Here is a 19,553-nt window from a genome sequence, read left to right on the forward strand (position 1 = left end):
CCGCCCTATTCCACAATCTCTTTAAATACAACTTCTTTTCCGCCGCGAATCAGCACGGCAAACCCGTCGCCAATCTGCCAACGCGAGCTTGGATTGGCGTACTCGACACCCTGACTGCGCAAGCGGACTTGCACCAGTTTCTCAACCGTATTGCCTTCACGCAGCTCAACCATCATCGGGCTGTGGCTGTTGATATAAATTGCAGTAATCGTCCGACCTTGTACGGATTGATAACGGACAGAATACGTCTGCGCCTGTGCAATGACCGGTAACGGCGCATCAGGGCGCACGGCCTTATACGAGCCGCACGCAGCACACAAACTCAGGCACAAAGCGCAGATGATTTTGTTCAACATAGGCATAGATTAGTAATGGTGATGCGGAATCTCGCCATCAAGACGGTAATAAGTGCCGCAATATGGGCATTCAATCTCACTATTGGACTGAATCGGCAAGAACACGCGCGGATGGCCGTTCCATGTTTCATGATTAGGGCCGGAGCAATGCAGCGGCAAATCCTGCGGCTTGATGACTACAACGTTTTTTTCAGACTGTGTACTCATGGTTTGGTTCCTCACTATGTTTTCTTATCTTCCGATATTGTAAAGCAAAACGGCCGCTAGGTTCGACTGAAAACATTATATAATCACTTTTTTCAGACGGCCTTTGATGATGATGACTACCCTGCTCCGCCTTCAAGATTTCGATACTTCCGATTCCGCTTCATTTCTTTATACACTCAGCGCAGCCTATTTGGACCACACCGAACAGGCAGGAGATGAGGAAATGTCCGGCCTTAACGACGAACAGCATACATTGACCGCCCTTTGCTATCTCGACAGCCAGGTTCAAGAAGGCGGCTTCGTACAGCTTATCGCTTCAGGATACGGAGAATACATCTTCGGCAATCCGGTTACCGACAGCCTGCGCCGCTGGCGCATCAAACCGATACCGAAAATCTTAGACAAAGCCAAAACCTTGTACGAAAAACACGGCGAAGCCATTGAAAAAATGGCAGATGAGCAAAGGGATTTCGACGAAATCCGTAAAGCTTTTCCCGATTTTGAAGAGCTTGACGGCGATTATTATGACGTTGCCGACGAAGACTTGGAAACCGCAGCAGCCTACGTTCAAGCAAATTGGGATAAATTTGCCAAACTGTCAGACTGAAACCATAAAACTTTGCCAGTTTGAATCATCTGTTCAAACCGGCAAAATTATAAGTACATCAAATTAACGTTTGTTTTTCTGATAAATCGGCATTACTTCAGGCAACATTTTGCGGATTGCATTGATACGCGCCTGATTGGTTGGGTGGGTCGACAAAATAGACAATGAGCTACCGCCCTGTACTTTGTTCATTTTTTCCCACACGCTTACCGCAGCCTCAGGGTTGTAGCCTGCTTCAGCCATCAAACGTACACCACCGGCATCCGCTTCGCTTTCCTGATGGCGTGAGAACGGTTTGGTTGCCAACAAATCTGCACCCAAGCCGACCAAATCACCATCCACACCGGTTGAGCTAGCTAAAATCGAACCGCCCAAACCGGTCAATACTTGTCCGCCCAAAGCTTTTTTACTGTGTTCCAATAGAGCATGGGTCATTTCATGGCCGACAACGGCGGCAATTTCATCATCCGTCAGCTTCAATTTTTCTACTATACCGGTGTACACGGCCATTTTACCGCCCGGCATTGCCCATGCGTTCATTTCATCACTGCGGATAACGTTCATCTGCCAGTTGAAAGGCACGCCGGTTTTGTTGGCGCGCTCAGCATGAGGACGCAGACGTGCAAACACGCGTTGAACGCGTTGAGCGGTTGGAGATGAAACATCCAAAGCTTTTTGACCACGCGCGTTTTGAATGACTTGTGAGTAACTTTTAGCCGCGTCTTCATTTAAAGTCGCAGTATCGTAGCCAACCATATCCGCTACAGAAGTACAGCCGGTCAACGCCAAAATCACACCCATGCCGGCCCAATATTTTTTATTCCATTTTTTCAACATGTTTTCTCTCTGTGTTTTAAAATTAATGTAACGACATTGTACCCAAATTTAATACCCTTTACACAAAAGGCCGTCTGAACGGTTTCAGACGGCCTTTAAGCGTAATATTTAAGAACGGCGCTGAAGCATCCAAGACTCAATCTTACGCGCATCGTTCACGCGGGTTGTAGAAGACGGAGAGTTGAGCAATACGATGGTAATCGGCTGATTCTGTACATTGGCCTTAACCACCATAGAACGTCCTGCCTCGCGGATATAGCCGGTTTTCTGCAATTCGATATTCCAGCTACCCTCACGCACTAAGGCATTGGAGTTTTTGTAGTTTTGACGACCGTTTGCCGTCCAAACTGAGCCGTAATTTGAAGTAGAATTTTTACGGATCAGCGGATACTTGCTGGCTGCCGCAACCATTCGGTTCAAATCGCGTGCAGTGGAAACGTTTTGGAAATTCAAACCGGTAGGCTCATAGAAACGGCTGCTGGTCATACCCAGGCTTTGCGCTTTGGCATTCATAGCCGCAACAAATGCGCTCATACCGCCCGGATACGTACGGCCCAATGCATGAGTAGCACGGTTTTCACTGCTCATCAGGCTCAGGTGCAACAGTTCGCCGCGTGTCAGCGTCGTGCCGATGCTCAAACGGCTGCCTGTACCTTTCAAACGGTCGATTTCAGCCTCGGTAATCGTGATAGGCTCGTTCATATCAAGATGCGCATCCAACACCACCATCGCGCTCATCAATTTGGAAATAGAGGCAATCGGCATGACACGATCAGGGTTTTTCTGATACAGCACTTCACCGGTTTTATTATTGAAAATCAAAGCAGATTGCGAAGACAACAGAGGGCCTGCCAAAGCGGCTTGAGCTTCGACTTGGTCGGCATGACTCAACGCAAAAGCTTCCAGCGGATCATTTTGCACTGGGAAATTTTGCTCCAAAAATTGTCCCAATACATCCATATCATCGGCAACGGCAGGCGCAGAAGCAAAGGCCAATGCCACACCTGTCCATACCATTCCTAAAGTTTTATAGAATTTCATATCTGCCAATTCAAAAAAATACATTTAATTCAACATTCTGTTAAATTTTTCGCTAATTGTAAAGCGAGTTGAGAAAACTTTGCGTTTGTTTGCGAGATATTCAAATCCAACGTCCGCATCTGTTTCTTAGACGATACGGCGCAATGCCTGCTCTGATTTGAAAAAACACAAGATAGTCATTATACTTAGGCTCCTTTGTCAGAGGCATTCCCTCAATCCGGCAATACGCCCGAAATATCTGTTCCCCCTTTACAACACAGCCTCCATACAACCATACGAAGAAATTATTATGTCTGAAGAAAAACGCACCTGTTCATTCTGCGGGAAGTCTGAAAACGACGTTAAAAACCTGATCGAAGGCGAACACGCCTTCATCTGCAACGAATGTGTAGAAACTTGCGGCATAATGCTGCAAGACAACGAATCCGGCGAGATTGAAAACGAATTTGCCAAAGTAAAAGAAGAAAACGCCGAGAAAAAACTGCCTACCCCTGCCGAAATCGTTGCCAACCTCAACGACCACGTTATCGGCCAGGAACACGCAAAAAAAGCGTTGGCGGTATCGGTTTACAACCACTACAAACGCCTGCGCCATCCAAAAGCAGACGGCAAGGTTGAATTGTCCAAATCCAACATCCTGCTTATCGGTCCGACAGGCTCAGGTAAAACCCTGTTGGCGCAATCTTTGGCGCGCAAACTGGATGTCCCTTTTGTTATGGCAGATGCCACAACTTTGACCGAAGCCGGTTATGTCGGTGAAGACGTCGAACAAATCATCACCAAACTTTTGGGCAAATGTGATTTTGACGTTGAGAAAGCCCAGCGCGGCATCGTTTATATCGATGAAATCGATAAAATCTCACGCAAAAGCGACAATCCGTCCATCACGCGCGACGTATCCGGCGAAGGTGTGCAACAAGCCTTGCTGAAACTGATTGAAGGTACGGTGGCCAGCGTTCCTCCTCAAGGCGGCCGCAAACATCCGAACCAAGAATTCATCAATGTTGATACCACCAACATCCTCTTTATCTGCGGCGGCGCATTTGCCGGCTTGGAAAAAGTCATCCGCCAACGCACTGAAAAAGGCGGCATCGGCTTTGGTGCGGCGGTACACAGCAAAGATGAAAACGCCGATATTTCAGCCCTGTTTGAAACCGTCGAGCCTGAAGACTTGATTAAATTCGGTTTGATTCCCGAGCTGATCGGCCGTCTGCCCGTGATTGCCACATTGGCGGAATTGGACGAAGACGCTTTGGTCAATATCTTGACCGAACCGAAAAACGCCTTGGTCAAACAATATCAAACCTTGTTTGAAATGGAAGATGTTGGCCTTGAGTTTGAAGAAGACGCTTTGCGCAGCATCGCCAAACTGGCAATGGAACGCAAAACCGGTGCGCGCGGCCTGCGCTCTATCGTCGAACGCTGCCTCTTGGACACCATGTATGCCCTGCCTGATTTGAAAGACGTAGCCAAAGTCGTCATCAATAAAGAGGTCGTGGAAAAAGGCGAACAGCCAAAACTTTTCCGAAAAGACGGCAGCGAATACAAACAGTAAAACTGATTCTTTGAAAAAGACGTGTAACCGTATACGTCTTTTTTTGAATTAAACCATATTGCCGAACAATTCCATATACGAAACAAAGGCCGTCTGAAACATATTCAGACGGCCTTTGTCTTCAAGTTGCTCTACAGCCTGCTTTCATCCGGAGTATTGATGAGCGAGACTACCTTGAATTTTATGAAGCTTATTTTTTCACTTTTTTAGCAGCTTTTTTTGCAGGAGCGGCTTTAGCAGGAGCAGCTTTAGCAGCAGGCTCGGATGCGGCAGCTTCAGGAGCAACAGCCTCAGGCGCTGCTACTGGTTCAGAGGCAGCAGGCTCGGAAGCAGCTGATTCAGCGGTACGTTGATAGCCTTTGTCTTTCATGCAGGCATCAAACACAGCGCGGTCAGCATTTTCACCAGATGCCTGTTGGCATTGGGTCATTGCTTCTTCAACAGTGACGCGTGGCGCTGCCGCTTCTTCAGCAGGTTTGGAAGAAGAACAAGCTGCCAACATCAGGCTACCGGTTGCAAGAGCGATCAATAAAGTTTTCATAATTGTATATTCCTAAATTTTAATTTTATGGTTTACCGTTAAACGGGAGATACAGGCTGTCAAACAGCCCTGCACCTCAATATTGAGTACCCAATTCCAATTTAGTTTCATTTTAGCCTGTAAGTTTTTGATAAATTAATCCTATTGACGTTAAGACAAATGCTTAATCCTCAATAAACTCAAAACCTTGCCGATCAATTTATTTTTCTTCTCTTAGACTGTAAAAATATCAAAATCAGGCCAATCAAAGCTGTCGCCATCATTTGGGGAGTCCTTCGTTTTATGGCATAATGGACTACTTGACGGATTTTCGGTACCCTATTTTTTTCAAACCGCAGAATCGACACCATACTGCGGTTTGTCCATTTCAGAATCAGATTTTTTCAAACGGCCTTATTATGCAAAAGGCCGTCTGAACAGAAAGCCGCTATCATGAATCCTTTCTCTTCACTCGGTTTAGGCAGCGAATTGGTCTCTGCCCTGACCGATCAGGGTTATGAAAACCCGACGCCTATCCAGGCCGCAGCCATTCCTAAGGCTTTGGCCGGACACGACCTTTTAGCCGCAGCACAAACCGGCACAGGCAAAACCGCCGCCTTTATGCTGCCCAGCCTCGAACGCCTGAAACGCTACGCCACATCCAGCACTTCCCCGGCCATGCACCCCGTCCGCATGCTGGTATTGACCCCGACCCGCGAACTGGCTGATCAAATCGACCAAAACGTACAGGCATACATTAAAAACCTCCCTTTGCGCCACACCGTCCTCTTCGGCGGCGTCAATATGGACAAACAAACTGCCGACTTGCGCGCCGGTTGCGAAATCGTTGTTGCTACGGTTGGCCGACTGCTCGACCACGTCAAACAAAAAAACATCAATTTAAACAAAGTTGAAATCGTCGTACTCGACGAAGCCGACCGTATGCTGGATATGGGTTTCATCGACGATATCCGCAAAATCATGCAGATGTTGCCCAAACAGCGACAAACCCTGCTTTTCTCCGCCACTTTCTCACCGCCTATCCGCAAGCTTGCACAAGATTTTATGCACACGCCTGAAATGGTCGAGGTGGCCGCGCAAAACACCACCAACGCCAATGTCGAGCAACACATCATTGCCGTTGATGCACTCAAAAAACGCGACCTGCTCGAACGCCTGATTGTTGATTTGCATATGAATCAAGTCATTGTATTCTGCAAAACCAAACAAAGCGTCGATCAAGTTACCCGCGACCTCGTCCGCCGCAATATCGCCGCGCAATCCATCCACGGCGACAAATCCCAACAAAGCCGACTGGAAACCCTCAACGCCTTTAAAGAAGGTACATTACGCGTTTTGGTTGCCACCGATGTTGCTGCACGCGGCCTGGATATTGCTGAGTTGCCTTTCGTCATCAACTACGAGTTGCCGACCCAACCCGAAGACTACGTCCACCGCATCGGACGTACCGGCCGAGCAGGTGCTGACGGCGTTGCCATTTCCTTGATGGATAAAACCGAACAAAAAATGTTTGAAGCCATTAAAGAGCTGACCGGCAGCGATTTGAAAGTAGAACGCATCGAAGGCTTTGAGCCGCATTGGTGGGGCAACGGCAACCAAGATGAAGCTGAAACACACCAGAGTCAACACAACGACAGCCGCTCCCGCCGCGATGACAGAAACAAACGCAGCGAATATGCGAGCAATTCGGACAAAAACTCGAAAAAAACAGAAGACAAAAATGACCCGGGTATTGCCTGCGGCAAAATTGCCGGCAGAACACGCCGCAGCCGTCACGAGCGTCAGCCTTGCGCCCTACTCCAACCTGGTTTTGGCGTAAAATAAACAACGCTAATTAATCGGTTTTCTGATTATTTATCCTAACAAAGGCCGTCTGAAACTCATCTTTCAGACGGCCTTTTATTAAACTAAAAATAAAAAGGACGTGATGAACACGCCCTTTATTTTTCCGTTTCAGACGGCCTTTATTATTTAAGGCCGTCTGAAAATCGGTTTACCTTGTTACATTAAACATTTACTTTCTCGGCTACTTCGTTGTAGCTGTCGATTTCGTTGAAGTTCATGTAGCGGTAGATTTGATCGCCCTGCTCGTTGATGATACCGATATTAGCTTGGTATTCTTCAACGGTCGGGATTTTACCCAGTTTGGAGCAGATTGCTGCCAACTCAGCCGAGCCGAGGTAAACGAAGGTGTTTTTACCCAAGCGGTTCGGGAAGTTACGGGTGGAAGTGGACATGACAGTCGCGCCTTCGTGTACTTGGGCTTGGTTACCCATACACAGCGAACAGCCCGGCATTTCCATACGCGCACCTGCACGGCCGAGTACGCCGTAGTGGCCTTCGTCGGACAACTCTTTCGCGTCCATTTTGGTCGGCGGCGCCATCCACAGGCGGACGGGGATGTCGGACTTACCTTCCAAAAGTTTGGAGGCAGCGCGGAAGTGGCCGATGTTGGTCATACAAGAACCAATGAACACTTCGTCGATTTTGGTGCCGGAACGTTCGGACATGAAGCATACGTCGTCCGGGTCGTTCGGGCAGGCGATAATCGGCTCTTTGATGTCGTCCATGTTGATTTCAATCACGGCAGCGTATTCGGCATCTTTATCTGCTTCGAGCAGCTCAGGATTTGCCAACCATGCTTCCATGGCTTTGATACGGCGCTCCAAAGTGCGCGGATCTTGATAGCCGTCGGCAATCATGTTTTTCATCAACACAATGTTGGATTTCATGTACTCGATAATCGGCTCTTTATTGAGCTTCACAGTACAGCCTGCTGCGGAGCGTTCGGCAGATGCGTCAGTCAATTCAAAGGCTTGTTCCACTTTCAAATCAGGCAGGCCTTCGATTTCGAGGATGCGGCCGGAGAAGATGTTTTTCTTACCGGCTTTAGCAACGGTCAGCAGACCTTGTTTAATCGCGTACAGCGGAATGGCGTTTACCAAATCGCGCAGGGTTACGCCCGGTTGCAGCTTGCCGCTGAAACGTACCAATACGGACTCAGGCATATCGAGCGGCATTACGCCGGTAGCTGCTGCGAAAGCAACCAAGCCGGAGCCGGCAGGGAAAGAAATACCGATAGGGAAACGGGTGTGGCTGTCGCCGCCGGTACCCACTGTATCAGGCAGCAGCAGACGGTTGAGCCATGAGTGAATCACGCCATCGCCTGGACGCAGGGATACGCCACCACGGGTAGAGATGAAAGCAGGCAATTCTTTATGTGTTCTCACATCAACAGGTTTTGGATAAGCGGCGGTGTGACAGAAAGACTGCATTACCATGTCGGCGGAGAAGCCCAAACAAGCCAAGTCTTTCAGCTCATCGCGGGTCATCGGGCCAGTAGTATCTTGCGAGCCGACAGTAGTCATGCGTGGTTCGCAGTAAGTACCCGGACGTACGCCTTGTCCTTCGGGCAGACCGCAGGCGCGACCGACCATTTTTTGTGCCAACGTGAAACCGGCTTTGCTTTCGGCAGGCGCTTGCGGCAGGCGGAATTCGGTGGAAGCAGGCAGTTTCAGGGCTTCGCGCGCTTTGGCGGTCAGACCGCGACCGATAATCAGGTTGATACGGCCACCGGCTTGCACTTCGTCCAGCAATACTTGGGATTTCAGGCTGAACTCAGCAACGGTTTCGCCGTTTTTCACGATTTTGCCTTCATAAGGCAGAATATCGACGACATCGCCCATTTTCAGTGCGGAAACATCGACTTCAATCGGCAGCGCGCCGGAGTCTTCTTGGGTATTGAAGAAAATCGGCGCGATTTTTCCGCCCAAGCAGACGCCGCCGAAGCGTTTGTTCGGTACGAACGGAATGTCTTCGCCGGTATGCCAAATCACAGAGTTGGTCGCGGATTTGCGTGAAGAACCGGTACCGACCACGTCGCCGACATAGGCAACGGGATGACCTTTGGCTTTGAGTTCTTCCAACAATTTAATCGGACCGACTTCGCCCGGTTTGTCGGGCGTGATGCCGTCGCGCGGGTTTTTCAGCATCGCCAGCGCGTGCAGCGGAATGTCGGGACGGCTCCACGCGTCAGGCGCGGGAGAGAGGTCGTCTGTATTGGTTTCGCCGTCGACTTTAAAGACGGTAACGGTGATTTTTTCGGGAACTTTGGCACGAGAAGTGAACCATTCGGCATCCGCCCAAGATTGCAAAACTTCTTGCGCGTATTTGTTGCCTTTTTCGGCTTTTTCTTGAACATCGTGGAAAGAGTCGAACATCAGCAGAGTGTGTTTCAAACCATTTGCAGCAATAGGCGCAAGTTTGTCGTTGTCTAAGAGTTCGATGAGTGCATGAATGTTGTAACCGCCGAGCATGGTACCCAACAGTTCGGTAGCGTACTCTGGGGAAATCAACGGGCTGGATGCGCTGCCTTCGGCAACGGCTGCCAAAAATGAGGCTTTAACTTTGGCGGCATCATCCACACCGGGTGGTACGCGGTGAGCCAACAGCTCAACCAAGAATTCACCTTCACCGGCAGGTGGATTTTTCAGTAGCTCAACCAAATCAGCAGTCTGCTGAGCAGTCAGAGGAAGGGCGGGAATACCAAGGGCGGCGCGCTCGGCGGCGGCTTTACGATAGGCTTCTAACATCTCTTTGTTCCTTTTTCTGTTTTTTCTTCTGGGCAGTTGCAAATGATTTGCAATTAAGGATTGTGAACAATCCTTTTGATCATCATAGACCAGTTTTCAAAAAATGGGAACAGTTATGTTACTGAATGTAATAAATTTAAACTATTTTATTTAATGTATTAATAGCCTAACCTATCTAAAGCCACCTTCTTCTATGCATTTTAGCCAAACAGACGGGAAACTTCGGCTGATTTTTTACGATACGGCAATATGATTTCAACGCGGAACAGGCCGTCTGATTGGATGTTTCTGATTTTCGCGTCGGTGTCATACATCAAAATCAGCCGTTCTTTCAGATTGCGCAGAGCCATAGAATTACCTTTATGCGGCTTGGTATTTTCGTTAGGTTCCGTTCCGCACGGATTTTCGATACTGATGAAAATAGATGATTTTTCCAATTTTGTTAATACCGTAATTATCCCTGGACGGTGGATGGATTCGACACCATGGAATACGGCATTTTCCAAAAGCGGTTGCAGCAGCAGATGCGGCGTTTCCGCATCATCAGGCGCATGGTGCTGCCACATGACCTGTACGCGCATATGTCCCATGCGGATTTGCTCGATGGCAATATATTCCTGCGCCCACTCAATTTCCTGCCCCAAGGTGCTGTTTTGACTACCGTCACGCAGTTGTGCGCGGAACAGGTTGGCCAGATTTTCCAGCAAAGTTTCCGCATCATACGGACGCAGACGGATTAAGCTGATGGCGGCATTCAGGCTGTTAAACAAGAAATGCGGACGGATACGCGCCGTCAACGCGCTCAGTCTGGCTTCGGAAATGGAAGGCGCGAGGCTGTTGCGACGAGCCGCTTCGATGTACATGAAACTGAAACAAAAAAAGGTCAGCAAGAAGAAGTGTTGAATCAGCGGCCAAATCTCTGTCTTCAAAATCACTAAATCGACAAACAAGAAAATCAGCAGGTTGGAGACGTAGGAAACCACGACGCTGTACTGCGAGCGAAGCAGGGACGGCGCAAATGCCTGTAAAAAATAGACCTTAAGTAGAATTAAAAGGATGACGGGGCAAGCCCATGAAAAATGTTGGAAAATCTGTTCCGGATAAGGCACACCCGATACCGTCATCAACGGAAAGATAAACAAACTGATTAACAAAACAATGAGCAGGCGCACCAGAGTTGCGGAATTGCGCAAATCCGGCACTGCGAAATTCTGGTTTATTTGACGTATAATAGACATGATTTCAACCGTTTTCTTTCATAATGTATAGACGGGTCTGCTATATTGAAGACGTAGACCCTGTTTTTTTTATTTATATTTTAAGGATGCTGATATGAGCAAGGACAAAACCTGGTCAGGCCGTTTTAACGAACCTGTTTCCGAGCTGGTCAAAAAATATACCGGCTCGATTGATTTTGACAAACGACTGGCAGAATGGGACATCCAAGGCTCGCTGGCACATGCGCAAATGCTGACACAGTCGGGCGTTTTGAGCGAAGACGACCTCTCCGCCATCCGTCAGGGCATGGCCGAGATTATAGCAGAAATCAAAGGAGGAACGATTTCCTGGTCGCTGGATTTGGAAGATGTCCACATGAACATCGAACGCCGCCTTACCGACAAAATCGGCGATGCCGGCAAACGCCTGCACACCGGCCGCAGCCGCAACGACCAAGTCGCTACCGACATCCGCCTGTGGCTGCGCGATCAAATTACCGTTATTCAAAGCCTGATTCAAAACCTTCAGACGGCCTTGGTTGATTTGGCGGAACAAAACGCCGAAACCGTTATGCCCGGCTTTACCCACCTGCAAGTCGCCCAGCCGGTCAGCTTCGGGCATCACATGCTCGCCTACGTTGAAATGCTCGGCCGCGATTTCGAGCGCATGGCCGACTGCCGCAAACGCGTCAACCGTATGCCGCTCGGCGCCGCAGCCCTTGCCGGTACCACCTACCCGATTCAACGCGAAATTACCGCCGAGCTGCTGGGCTTTGAGCAAATCTGCCAGAACTCGCTTGATGCCGTATCTGACCGCGATTTTGCCATTGAGTTCACGGCTGCCGCTTCTCTGATTATGGTTCACCTGAGCCGTCTTTCCGAAGAATTGATTTTATGGATGAGCCCGCGTTTCGGCTTTATCGATATTGCCGACCGTTTCTGCACCGGCTCGTCCATCATGCCGCAAAAGAAAAATCCCGACGTACCTGAACTCGTGCGCGGTAAATCCGGTCGCGTGATTGGCCACCTGATCGGCCTGGTTACCCTGATGAAATCGCAACCTTTAGCATACAACAAAGACAATCAGGAAGACAAAGAGCCTTTGTTTGATACTGCCGACACGCTTATCGACACCCTGCGCATTTACGCCGACATGATGCGCGGCGTGACCGTCAAACCCGACAATATGCGCGCCGCCGTAATGCAGGGTTTTGCAACGGCTACCGATTTGGCGGATTACTTAGTGAAAAAAGGCATGCCTTTCCGCGACAGCCACGAAGTCGTTGCCCAAGCCGTGCGCCATGCCGATGAAGCTGGCGTTGATTTAAGCGAATTGCCGCTTGAAGTCCTGCAAGGTTTCAGCGGTTTGATTACCGACGATGTGTACACTGTACTGACACCCGAAGGCAGCTTAAACGCGCGCAACCACTTGGGCGGCACCGCGCCTGAACAAGTCCGTTTCCAAGTGAAACGCTGGCGTGAATTGTTGGCTTAAGCCCATCTAAACACACAATAAAAGGCCGTCTGAAAATTTTCAGACGGCCTTTTGATTACCCGTGTTACACTCAACCTCAAAATAAAAACAGATAAAACCTAAACTTACCTTCAAACGAGAAAACACGCCTCCTGACTTTGCCGCTATCTTCAAACAAAAGGAGCAAGGATGAAAAGCATTGTCTTAAAATTGGCTATGATCTGCCTATTCAGCGGATGCTATGCCGTATTCGTTGCCTGGGGAAATGGCGGATTCAGCCAGCTCCATGATTTTCAAGCAATAGAGAGCAACGGCATGAGCGCATACCTTCATCAAACCTCCGCCGCCACCATGCAGGCTGAAAAAAACGAGCTGTCAATTTTGCAAAACAACCAAAACAGCTTGGCCTCTTGCGTCGGCATTGAATCTTTATGCGAACACGCCAAGCCGGGCATCTGGGTAGAACATGCCAAATTCTTACAACACAAGGACACGGGCAAATTATTGGTACTTTCGTTGGACTATTTGGAAAACAATGACACCGCAAAAACCCTACACAACCGCTATTCTGCATCGCTCCTCCCCCAAGCAGACAGAACGGAAGCGTGGCATTATGCCTGGCGTACATTTTTGAGCTCAATAATGTTTCTAATAGTCGTCAATCTGACGCCAATGATTTTTGCCCTATTCGAAGAAAAGACAAGCGCAGCATAAAAACATGCCGTCTGAAAACATTTTCAGACGGCATGTTTCATTATTAAAGCTTAACGCGGATGAACCATATCGGCAGGAACAACCAATTCATCAAACTCTTCGCCTGTCAGCAAGCCCAATTCGATGGCGGTTTCGCGCAGCGATTTATCGTTTTTGTAGGCAGTTTTGGCGACTTTGGCGGCGTTTTCGTAACCGATTTTACGGTTTAACGCGGTAACGAGCATCAGGGAATGGTGCAGGAAATAGTCGATTTTTTCCGGTACGGGCTCGATGCCGACGGCGCAGTTTTCGTTGAAGCTGTTGCACGCATCGCCCAACAGGCGGATGGATTGCAAGAGGTTGTAGGCGATAACGGGCATATAGACGTTCAGCTCAAAGTTGCCCGATGCGCCTGCCATGCCGATGGTAACGTCGTTGCCGAACACTTGGCAGCACACCATGGTCATTGCTTCGCATTGGGTCGGGTTGACTTTGCCCGGCATGATGGACGAACCCGGCTCGTTTTCGGGGATTTTAATTTCGCCCAAACCGCAGCGTGGCCCGCTTGCCAGCCAGCGGATGTCGTTGGCGATTTTGTTCAGGCTTGCCGCCAGCGTTTTCAATGCGCCCGAAGCGGCAACGGCGGCATCGCGTCCGCCCAAGGCTTCAAATTTGTTCGGCGCGCTGACAAACGGCAAGCCGGACAGTTCAGCAAGTTTGGCGGCGGCTTTTTCGGCGTATTCGGGATGGCTGTTCAAACCCGTACCGACTGCCGTGCCGCCTAAGGCGAGTTCGTACAAACCTTTGAGCGCATCGTTCAGACGGCCTAAGCCGTGGTCGAGTTGGGAAACGTAGCCGGAAAATTCTTGTCCCAAAGTCAGCGGCGTCGCGTCCTGCAAATGGGTGCGGCCGATTTTGACGATGGGGGCGAATTCTTTGGCTTTTTTGTCCAATGTGTCGCGCAGGGCTTTTACCGCCGGAATAAGGTGGCGGTTGATTTCAATCGCGGCGGCGACGTGGATGGCGGTTGGGAACGCGTCGTTGGTCGATTGCGCGTGGTTCACATGGTCGTTGGGATGGACGGGCTGGTACGCCGCCAAACCCGTACCGGCGATTTCGTTGGCGCGGTTTGCCAGCACTTCGTTCATGTTCATATTGGACTGCGTGCCGGAGCCAGTCTGCCATACTACTAAAGGAAACTGCCCGTCGAGCTTGCCGTTCAACACATCGTCCGCCGCCTGCGTAATCAAATCCGCCTGCTCAGGCTTAATCCTGCCGAGGGAAACATTGGTGGCGGCGGCGGCTTTTTTCACCAACGCCAAAGCATAAATCAGCGGCTGCGGCAGGGTTTCGCCGCCGATTTTGAAATTGTTGCGGCTGCGCTGGGTCTGCGCGCCCCAATAGGCTTCGGACGGGACTTCGACATTGCCCATGGTGTCGTGTTCGGTACGGGTACTCATGCGTTTCTCCTATATTTAAACAGAAATAATAATGATTCGTAAATTTATTATACCCAGCAAAAGGCCGTCTGAAAAGAGAGGGGTTTTCAGACAGCCTTTTGCTTTATCAACCTGAAATATTAATAGAAGATAAAACCCGATTTCGGAACAAATACAACCTGCGCCGCCGCTCCTCTCTTCTAAAAATTTTCCTCCTTGTCGATTTGTGTTCTACGCTAGGTATTTATCGACAATAAATACCTTATCGTTTCTTTACTTTGTTTCTCTCCAAGAGCATAATAAATAAAAATGATTATCAGGAGATAAAGATGAAACGAAAACATTTGGTTTACCTGTTAATGAGCGGTTTTGCCGCCGCAAACGGCTTTGCCGAAACCTTGGCAGACCCCGATGAAATCCAGCCTGTCAAAACCTTTTCCCCTCCCAAACCGATTGCTCCGACCGCCGCACAAGGCTATTTCCCCGAAAACCAATTCGACCGCACCGACCGCAGCGATCATTACTTTGTTACCGAAAACATAGACCAAGCCTTCCGTCCGCTGAAAGCAAACAGCGGTTTTTACGGCAAAAGCTTTTACAATTCCATTACCGCGCAAGCGCGCGGGGCGAAAGTGTACGGCGTGGCCAACCTCAATCACACCAAGGCCAACGGCTATAAAGACGGCGACGGCAATCAAACAGATTGGAAATACAGCCGTTTTAATCAAGCTTTGGTACTCGGTTTCGTGCCGTCTGAAAACCAGGAATACCGCCTCACCTATCTACACGATGACATCAACAACGACCGCCAACCGCAGTTCGTCAATGACGCATTGGATACCGAACGCCACATCGCCAAACTCAACGCGCGTTGGGGCAATGCCGATTTGAGCAATACGGTCAGCGCGGAAGCAGGCATCATCAAACTCAAACGCCATGCCGACAACTACTCCCTACGCCCAAACAACACGCCGCAGCAAATGTTTGTAGAACTTGACCGCAAAGTGTACGACTTCTCGCTCAAACACGACGCGGACTTCGGCAAATTCCACAACAACGCCGTCGTCAGCTACCGTAACGACAGTCAAAACGGCGAGCGCAACGCCCACACCGCCATGCGCGATTTCCTCAACGGCTACCGTTTCGCCGATGTACACCTCGACCGCTGGCGCATCGCCGATACCCTGTCTTACAAGTTCAACGACCAACACAAACTGGGCTTGGGCTTAAGCTACGAAATCAACGAAGCGGACGTTCGCAAAAATACGGCGCAGCCTGCCCATCCGATGAACCGCAACCTTGCCTTCGCTTCATCGCAACAAATCTGGAAAACCCATTACGGCTACGACTTCAACGGCAAAGTTCGCCGCCATGCCTTCTCCGGTGAACTCAAATACGATTTCACGCCGTCTGAAACGCAAAAATACAGCGTTTCCCTTGCTCACTTAGAACGCATCAGCGACAACACCGAACGCTTCAACTCACTTGCCGCCATCGTGCAAAACCGTATGAACGGCGCGTTGATGAACCAAAACCCAGCCGCCGCCATCGCAGGCAACCCCCTGCTGAAAACCGAAAAACACAACCGCATCAAGCTCACCGCCGACAGCCGCAACGACTACTACAACGGCTACATGAACTCGTTGGCAGGTGCAGGCTGGAACATGGGCGGCACACTTGTGGCAGACAAAGTCAAAGACCTGATTATTTTTGACCGCGCTCACGGACAAAGCGGCACGGCTTCCAAAGGTGGCGGCATCATCACACGCAACGTGGACGCGCGATTGTTTACCGCGCAGGCCTACGCGCGTTACAACTTCAATCCGCATTGGGCGGCAGGCATCAAAGCCGCCTACAACTACGGACACAACGAAACCGACGGCAGGCCGCTCTATCAAATCCGTCCGTTTGAAGCCACCGTCCAAGCTGACTACAAAAACTACTTTGCCCACGGCAGCTACAACATCGGTGCCGCAACACGCTTTGTCGCCAAACAAACGCGCGGCGATTTTGATATGGCAAGCGGTCTGGGCATAGATAAACGCGAAGCCGCCAAAGGCTTTACCGTTGCCGACGTGTATGCCGGCATGAACATCAAAGACAAATACGGCTTACGCTTGGGCGTGAACAACGTGTTCAACAAAAAATACGCCGAATACATCAGCGGCGACCACGTCCTCGCCCTATCCCCCAGCGTAGTGTATGCACCGGGCAGGACATATTGGTTGAGTTTGCATGCAGCTTTTTAAAATCAGGCCGTCTGAAAGAATGCCTACACTGGCTTATTAAGAATTAGGAGATAAAAAAATGGATATGAAAAGACGCGATTTCTTAAAAATGACTGCCGCGCTGGCAGCCGCAGGCATTTCGCCTTCTCTGCTTGCTGCTGGTAAAGAACAATTTACCGTATACGGCGCACCGGCAATGCCCAGCGTTACCATTGCCGTAGCGGCGTTGCAAGGCAAGCTGGCGAAGCAGGCGGATGTATCGCTGAAAATCTGGCGTTCGCCCGACCAACTGCGTGCAGGCGTAGCAAGCGGACAATTTAAAGTTATGATGAGTCCGAGCAATGTCGGCGTAAACCTGCGTAGCCAAGGACAAAAAGTCGGCATGGTCAATATTTTGACCAACGGCATCACACAGCTGATGTGCAAAGGCAGCGCGATTACCTCGCCGCAGGATTTGGTCGGCAAAAAAATCCTCGTGCCGTTTAAAAACGATATGCCCGACATCGTGCTGCAAGCCTTGTTGAAAAAACTGAAAATCGATGCGCACAAAGTCGGCATCACTTACACCGCCACGCCGCCCGAAGCAGTCGGACTGTTTTTGAGCAAGGACTACCACGCCGCCATCCTGCCTGAACCGATGGCAACCGCCAGCCTACTTAAAGGAAAAACCATGGGCGTAAACGTCGTGCGCGGATTTGACTTGGTGAAAGCATGGGGACAGGCGTTTGACACCAAACCGCTGATTCCGATGGCAGGCATCATCGCCAACGAAGAATATTTCCACGCACACAAGGCACAGTTCGACCTCTTCCATCAGGATTTGAAAAACGCGCTCAACTGGATACTCGCCAACCGCCAAAGCGCCGCGAAAATCGGCAAAAACTACCTACCCGCCCCCGAACCTGCCCTAGTCATGGGCTTGGACGGCGCACGGCTGACGGTAACCAAAGGCAGCGAAGTGAAGAACGAGATTTTGAAGTTTTACGAAATCCTGATGCAGTTCAACCCGAAACTCTTGGGCGGCAAGCTGCCGGATAACGGGTTCTTCTTAGCTTAAAAGAGGAGAGAGGCCGTCTGAAAATAGTGAAAGCCATTGAAATTTGACTTATCATTTTTCAGACGGCCTGTTAGGACACTATCAGCAGCGTAGGTCGGATTCTTGAATCCGACATTTCGGCTAAATGGGGGCTGTCGGATACGAGTATCCGACCTACTTTTTTCAGACGGCCTATCCTTGCCAAAACATAACGACAAACCAACACCCAAACCATGATTAAAACTGACAAAATCCGCAAACCGCAGCCTGCGCTGTTTTACATCATCGACTACCTTTGGAGCGGCTTTGCCGGTCTGAGCGTGGCGATGGTGGTGGTGGCGTTGTGGGCGTGGGGCAGCGCCGTGTTCGGCGAGTTTATGCTGCCCGCGCCGGTGGAGGTGTTTCAAAAGTCGTTTGATTTATTGAAACATTTTCAGGAAAACGAAATCGGGATTTCGCTGTGGCGGTCGGTGGTGGGCATTTCGGTTGCGCTGGTGGCGGGATTGGCTGCGGGGCTGGTGGCGGGCAGTTTTAAAACGGCGATGGCGTTGCTCAAGCCTGTGATTACGATTTTGTTGGCGATGCCGCCGATTATTTGGGTAGTGATGGCGTTGTTTTGGTTCGGATTTGGCAATCCGAGCGTGTTGTTTACTATCATTGTGTTGGTTGCGCCGCTGACGTTTGCGAGTGCGGCTGTCGGAATGGCGAGCGTGAACAAGCAGCATGAGGAGTTGTTTGACGCTTATAAATTAGGCCGTCTGAAAAAAATCCGTTATCTGTATATCCCGCATCTGACGGGTTATGTGATTTCCAGTGTCGGCGTGGCGGTGGCGATGGGGGTGAAGGTGGTGATTATGGCGGAACTCTTGGGCGCGAGCGAAGGCGTGGGCGCGCGGATTGCGGACGCGAGGGCGATGCTGGAGACTTCGACGGTGATGGCTTATGTGGTGTTGGTTATCGTGTTTGTGTCGCTGTTTGAATACTTGATTACCAAGCCTTTGGAAATTTTGTTTATGCCGTGGAGGAGATGATGCTCTGTCTTGAAAACGTGCGTTTTGAAATTCTCCGCGACCCCATCGTGCGCGATTTCAGTTTAAACTTGCAACATGGAGAAGTAAAAGCCTTGTTCGGGCCGAGCGGATGCGGCAAGACGACGGTTTTGCGGCTGATTGCGGGCTTGGACACGCCGAAATCGGGCACGATACGCAATACTTTCCGCAAAACGGGTTTTCTGTTTCAGGAAAACCGCCTGCCGGGAAACTTGACCGCGATGCAGAATATCGCTATTTTTATGGACAAACCCGATGAAGGCGAAATCATCGCGCTGGCGGCGAAAGTCGGGCTGACTGCGGGCGATTTGAACAAATATCCGACCGAATTGTCCGGCGGCATGGCGAAACGGGTAGCATTTTTGCGCCTGCTGCTGTGCGGCTGCGACCTTGCCTTGCTGGACGAGCCGTTCGTCGGTTTGGACCGCGATTTGCGCGATATTTTGGTCGCCATGCTGGTGGAAAAAATCGAGCGGCAGGGCATGGCGTGTATGCTGGTAACGCACGACCGCTTCGAAGCCGCACGCCTGAGCCATGAAATCATGCTGCTTTCCACTAAGGGCATGAACGTGCAAAACGTGATTACCCTGCCTACGCCGCTGTCCGAACGCGATTCGGCTTTTGAAGAAGCCGTGGTGGCAAGAGAGTTTCAGGGGATTCATTATTATGAGTGATAGGAAT

At 50.1% G+C, this 19,553-nt stretch carries 17 protein-coding genes; 9 read left to right on the forward strand and 8 right to left on the reverse strand.

Translation table 11 applies throughout. The features are described 5' to 3' along the window. Positions 1–5: 5 nt before the first annotated feature. On the reverse strand, positions 6–362 hold the full coding sequence (locus tag ACTHRY_RS10025; protein ID WP_049322115.1) for a hypothetical protein: 357 nt from the start codon (positions 360–362) through the stop codon (positions 6–8). Positions 363–365: 3 nt separating this feature from the next. After that, the gene (locus ACTHRY_RS10030; RefSeq protein ID WP_003745781.1) at positions 366–563 is read right to left on the reverse strand and encodes a zinc-finger domain-containing protein; all 198 of its coding nucleotides are present in this window, start codon (positions 561–563) and stop codon (positions 366–368) included. 112 nt (positions 564–675) lie between these two features. On the opposite strand from ACTHRY_RS10030, the gene ACTHRY_RS10035 reads away from it, so the two are divergent. Beyond that, complete coding sequence (locus ACTHRY_RS10035; protein WP_049322134.1) at positions 676–1,170, forward strand: DMP19 family protein; 495 nt, start codon at positions 676–678, stop codon at positions 1,168–1,170. A gap of 63 nt (positions 1,171–1,233) precedes the next feature. On the opposite strand, the gene ACTHRY_RS10040 is transcribed toward ACTHRY_RS10035, so the two are convergent. Next, positions 1,234–2,007 (reverse strand): M48 family metallopeptidase, encoded by a 774-nt coding sequence (locus ACTHRY_RS10040; RefSeq protein ID WP_003745777.1) that lies wholly within the window; start codon positions 2,005–2,007, stop codon positions 1,234–1,236. Between the two features lie 108 nt (positions 2,008–2,115). Further along, complete coding sequence (locus tag ACTHRY_RS10045; RefSeq protein ID WP_432757685.1) at positions 2,116–3,024, reverse strand: serine hydrolase; 909 nt, start codon at positions 3,022–3,024, stop codon at positions 2,116–2,118. Positions 3,025–3,337: 313 nt separating this feature from the next. On the opposite strand from ACTHRY_RS10045, the gene clpX reads away from it, so the two are divergent. Next, positions 3,338–4,603: an ATP-dependent Clp protease ATP-binding subunit ClpX gene (gene clpX / locus ACTHRY_RS10050; RefSeq protein WP_049322113.1), complete on the forward strand. Its 1,266-nt coding sequence runs from the start codon at positions 3,338–3,340 to the stop codon at positions 4,601–4,603. A gap of 190 nt (positions 4,604–4,793) precedes the next feature. Here clpX and ACTHRY_RS10055 read toward each other — a convergent pair whose 3' ends face one another. Further along, positions 4,794–5,144 (reverse strand): hypothetical protein, encoded by a 351-nt coding sequence (locus ACTHRY_RS10055; RefSeq protein ID WP_049322112.1) that lies wholly within the window; start codon positions 5,142–5,144, stop codon positions 4,794–4,796. A gap of 432 nt (positions 5,145–5,576) precedes the next feature. Between ACTHRY_RS10055 and ACTHRY_RS10060 the strand changes: the two genes are divergently transcribed. Continuing rightward, a complete protein-coding gene (locus ACTHRY_RS10060; protein ID WP_440374222.1) occupies positions 5,577–6,968 on the forward strand; it encodes a DEAD/DEAH box helicase in 1,392 nt (463 codons plus the stop codon). Between the two features lie 182 nt (positions 6,969–7,150). Here ACTHRY_RS10060 and acnB read toward each other — a convergent pair whose 3' ends face one another. Continuing rightward, complete coding sequence (gene acnB / locus ACTHRY_RS10065) at positions 7,151–9,736, reverse strand: bifunctional aconitate hydratase 2/2-methylisocitrate dehydratase (RefSeq protein ID WP_049322110.1); 2,586 nt, start codon at positions 9,734–9,736, stop codon at positions 7,151–7,153. Positions 9,737–9,936: 200 nt separating this feature from the next. Beyond that, the gene (locus ACTHRY_RS10070; protein WP_049322109.1) at positions 9,937–10,974 is read right to left on the reverse strand and encodes a histidine kinase; all 1,038 of its coding nucleotides are present in this window, start codon (positions 10,972–10,974) and stop codon (positions 9,937–9,939) included. 94 nt (positions 10,975–11,068) lie between these two features. Here ACTHRY_RS10070 and argH point away from each other — a divergent pair, with 94 nt between their 5' ends. Together argH and ACTHRY_RS10080 are read left to right on the forward strand one after the other, a co-directional pair. After that, on the forward strand, positions 11,069–12,448 hold the full coding sequence (argH, locus tag ACTHRY_RS10075) for an argininosuccinate lyase (protein WP_049322108.1): 1,380 nt from the start codon (positions 11,069–11,071) through the stop codon (positions 12,446–12,448). 168 nt (positions 12,449–12,616) lie between these two features. After that, positions 12,617–13,141, forward strand: coding sequence for a hypothetical protein (locus ACTHRY_RS10080; protein ID WP_049322107.1), 525 nt, complete (start codon positions 12,617–12,619; stop codon positions 13,139–13,141). Between the two features lie 50 nt (positions 13,142–13,191). Here ACTHRY_RS10080 and fumC read toward each other — a convergent pair whose 3' ends face one another. Further along, positions 13,192–14,580, reverse strand: coding sequence for a class II fumarate hydratase (gene fumC / locus ACTHRY_RS10085; RefSeq protein ID WP_049359952.1), 1,389 nt, complete (start codon positions 14,578–14,580; stop codon positions 13,192–13,194). Between the two features lie 308 nt (positions 14,581–14,888). Between fumC and ACTHRY_RS10090 the strand changes: the two genes are divergently transcribed. From ACTHRY_RS10090 to ACTHRY_RS10105, 4 genes are all read left to right on the forward strand, one after another. Then, entirely contained in the window at positions 14,889–16,808 is a 1,920-nt protein-coding gene (locus ACTHRY_RS10090) for a TonB-dependent receptor (protein WP_440374223.1), read from the forward strand. A gap of 58 nt (positions 16,809–16,866) precedes the next feature. After that, positions 16,867–17,844 (forward strand): ABC transporter substrate-binding protein, encoded by a 978-nt coding sequence (locus ACTHRY_RS10095; RefSeq protein ID WP_049322103.1) that lies wholly within the window; start codon positions 16,867–16,869, stop codon positions 17,842–17,844. 212 nt (positions 17,845–18,056) lie between these two features. Next, positions 18,057–18,854, forward strand: coding sequence for an ABC transporter permease subunit (locus tag ACTHRY_RS10100; protein WP_049322102.1), 798 nt, complete (start codon positions 18,057–18,059; stop codon positions 18,852–18,854). Beyond that, on the forward strand, positions 18,854–19,546 hold the full coding sequence (locus tag ACTHRY_RS10105; RefSeq protein ID WP_193388252.1) for an ATP-binding cassette domain-containing protein: 693 nt from the start codon (positions 18,854–18,856) through the stop codon (positions 19,544–19,546). The genes ACTHRY_RS10100 and ACTHRY_RS10105 overlap by 1 nt, the downstream gene beginning before the upstream one ends. Positions 19,547–19,553: the final 7 nt, after the last annotated feature.

Origin of the sequence: Neisseria sp. P0004.S004, from assembly GCF_051963335.1 — a bacterium.
Taxonomy (GTDB): domain Bacteria; phylum Pseudomonadota; class Gammaproteobacteria; order Burkholderiales; family Neisseriaceae; genus Neisseria.

Excerpts from the sequence above, each read along its gene's own strand:
- ACTHRY_RS10025 (WP_049322115.1), bottom strand. The coding sequence starts at position 362 with ATGCCTATGTTGAACAAAATCATCTGCGCTTTGTGCCTGAGTTTGTGT.
- ACTHRY_RS10030 (WP_003745781.1), bottom strand. The coding sequence starts at position 563 with ATGAGTACACAGTCTGAAAAAAACGTTGTAGTCATCAAGCCGCAGGAT.
- ACTHRY_RS10035 (WP_049322134.1), top strand. The coding sequence starts at position 676 with ATGACTACCCTGCTCCGCCTTCAAGATTTCGATACTTCCGATTCCGCT.
- ACTHRY_RS10040 (WP_003745777.1), bottom strand. The coding sequence starts at position 2,007 with ATGTTGAAAAAATGGAATAAAAAATATTGGGCCGGCATGGGTGTGATT.
- ACTHRY_RS10045 (WP_432757685.1), bottom strand. The coding sequence starts at position 3,024 with ATGGTATGGACAGGTGTGGCATTGGCCTTTGCTTCTGCGCCTGCCGTT.
- clpX (WP_049322113.1), top strand. The coding sequence starts at position 3,338 with ATGTCTGAAGAAAAACGCACCTGTTCATTCTGCGGGAAGTCTGAAAAC.
- ACTHRY_RS10055 (WP_049322112.1), bottom strand. The coding sequence starts at position 5,144 with ATGAAAACTTTATTGATCGCTCTTGCAACCGGTAGCCTGATGTTGGCA.
- ACTHRY_RS10060 (WP_440374222.1), top strand. The coding sequence starts at position 5,577 with ATGAATCCTTTCTCTTCACTCGGTTTAGGCAGCGAATTGGTCTCTGCC.
- acnB (WP_049322110.1), bottom strand. The coding sequence starts at position 9,736 with ATGTTAGAAGCCTATCGTAAAGCCGCCGCCGAGCGCGCCGCCCTTGGT.
- ACTHRY_RS10070 (WP_049322109.1), bottom strand. The coding sequence starts at position 10,974 with ATGTCTATTATACGTCAAATAAACCAGAATTTCGCAGTGCCGGATTTG.
- argH (WP_049322108.1), top strand. The coding sequence starts at position 11,069 with ATGAGCAAGGACAAAACCTGGTCAGGCCGTTTTAACGAACCTGTTTCC.
- ACTHRY_RS10080 (WP_049322107.1), top strand. The coding sequence starts at position 12,617 with ATGAAAAGCATTGTCTTAAAATTGGCTATGATCTGCCTATTCAGCGGA.
- fumC (WP_049359952.1), bottom strand. The coding sequence starts at position 14,580 with ATGAGTACCCGTACCGAACACGACACCATGGGCAATGTCGAAGTCCCG.
- ACTHRY_RS10090 (WP_440374223.1), top strand. The coding sequence starts at position 14,889 with ATGAAACGAAAACATTTGGTTTACCTGTTAATGAGCGGTTTTGCCGCC.
- ACTHRY_RS10095 (WP_049322103.1), top strand. The coding sequence starts at position 16,867 with ATGGATATGAAAAGACGCGATTTCTTAAAAATGACTGCCGCGCTGGCA.
- ACTHRY_RS10100 (WP_049322102.1), top strand. The coding sequence starts at position 18,057 with ATGATTAAAACTGACAAAATCCGCAAACCGCAGCCTGCGCTGTTTTAC.
- ACTHRY_RS10105 (WP_193388252.1), top strand. The coding sequence starts at position 18,854 with ATGCTCTGTCTTGAAAACGTGCGTTTTGAAATTCTCCGCGACCCCATC.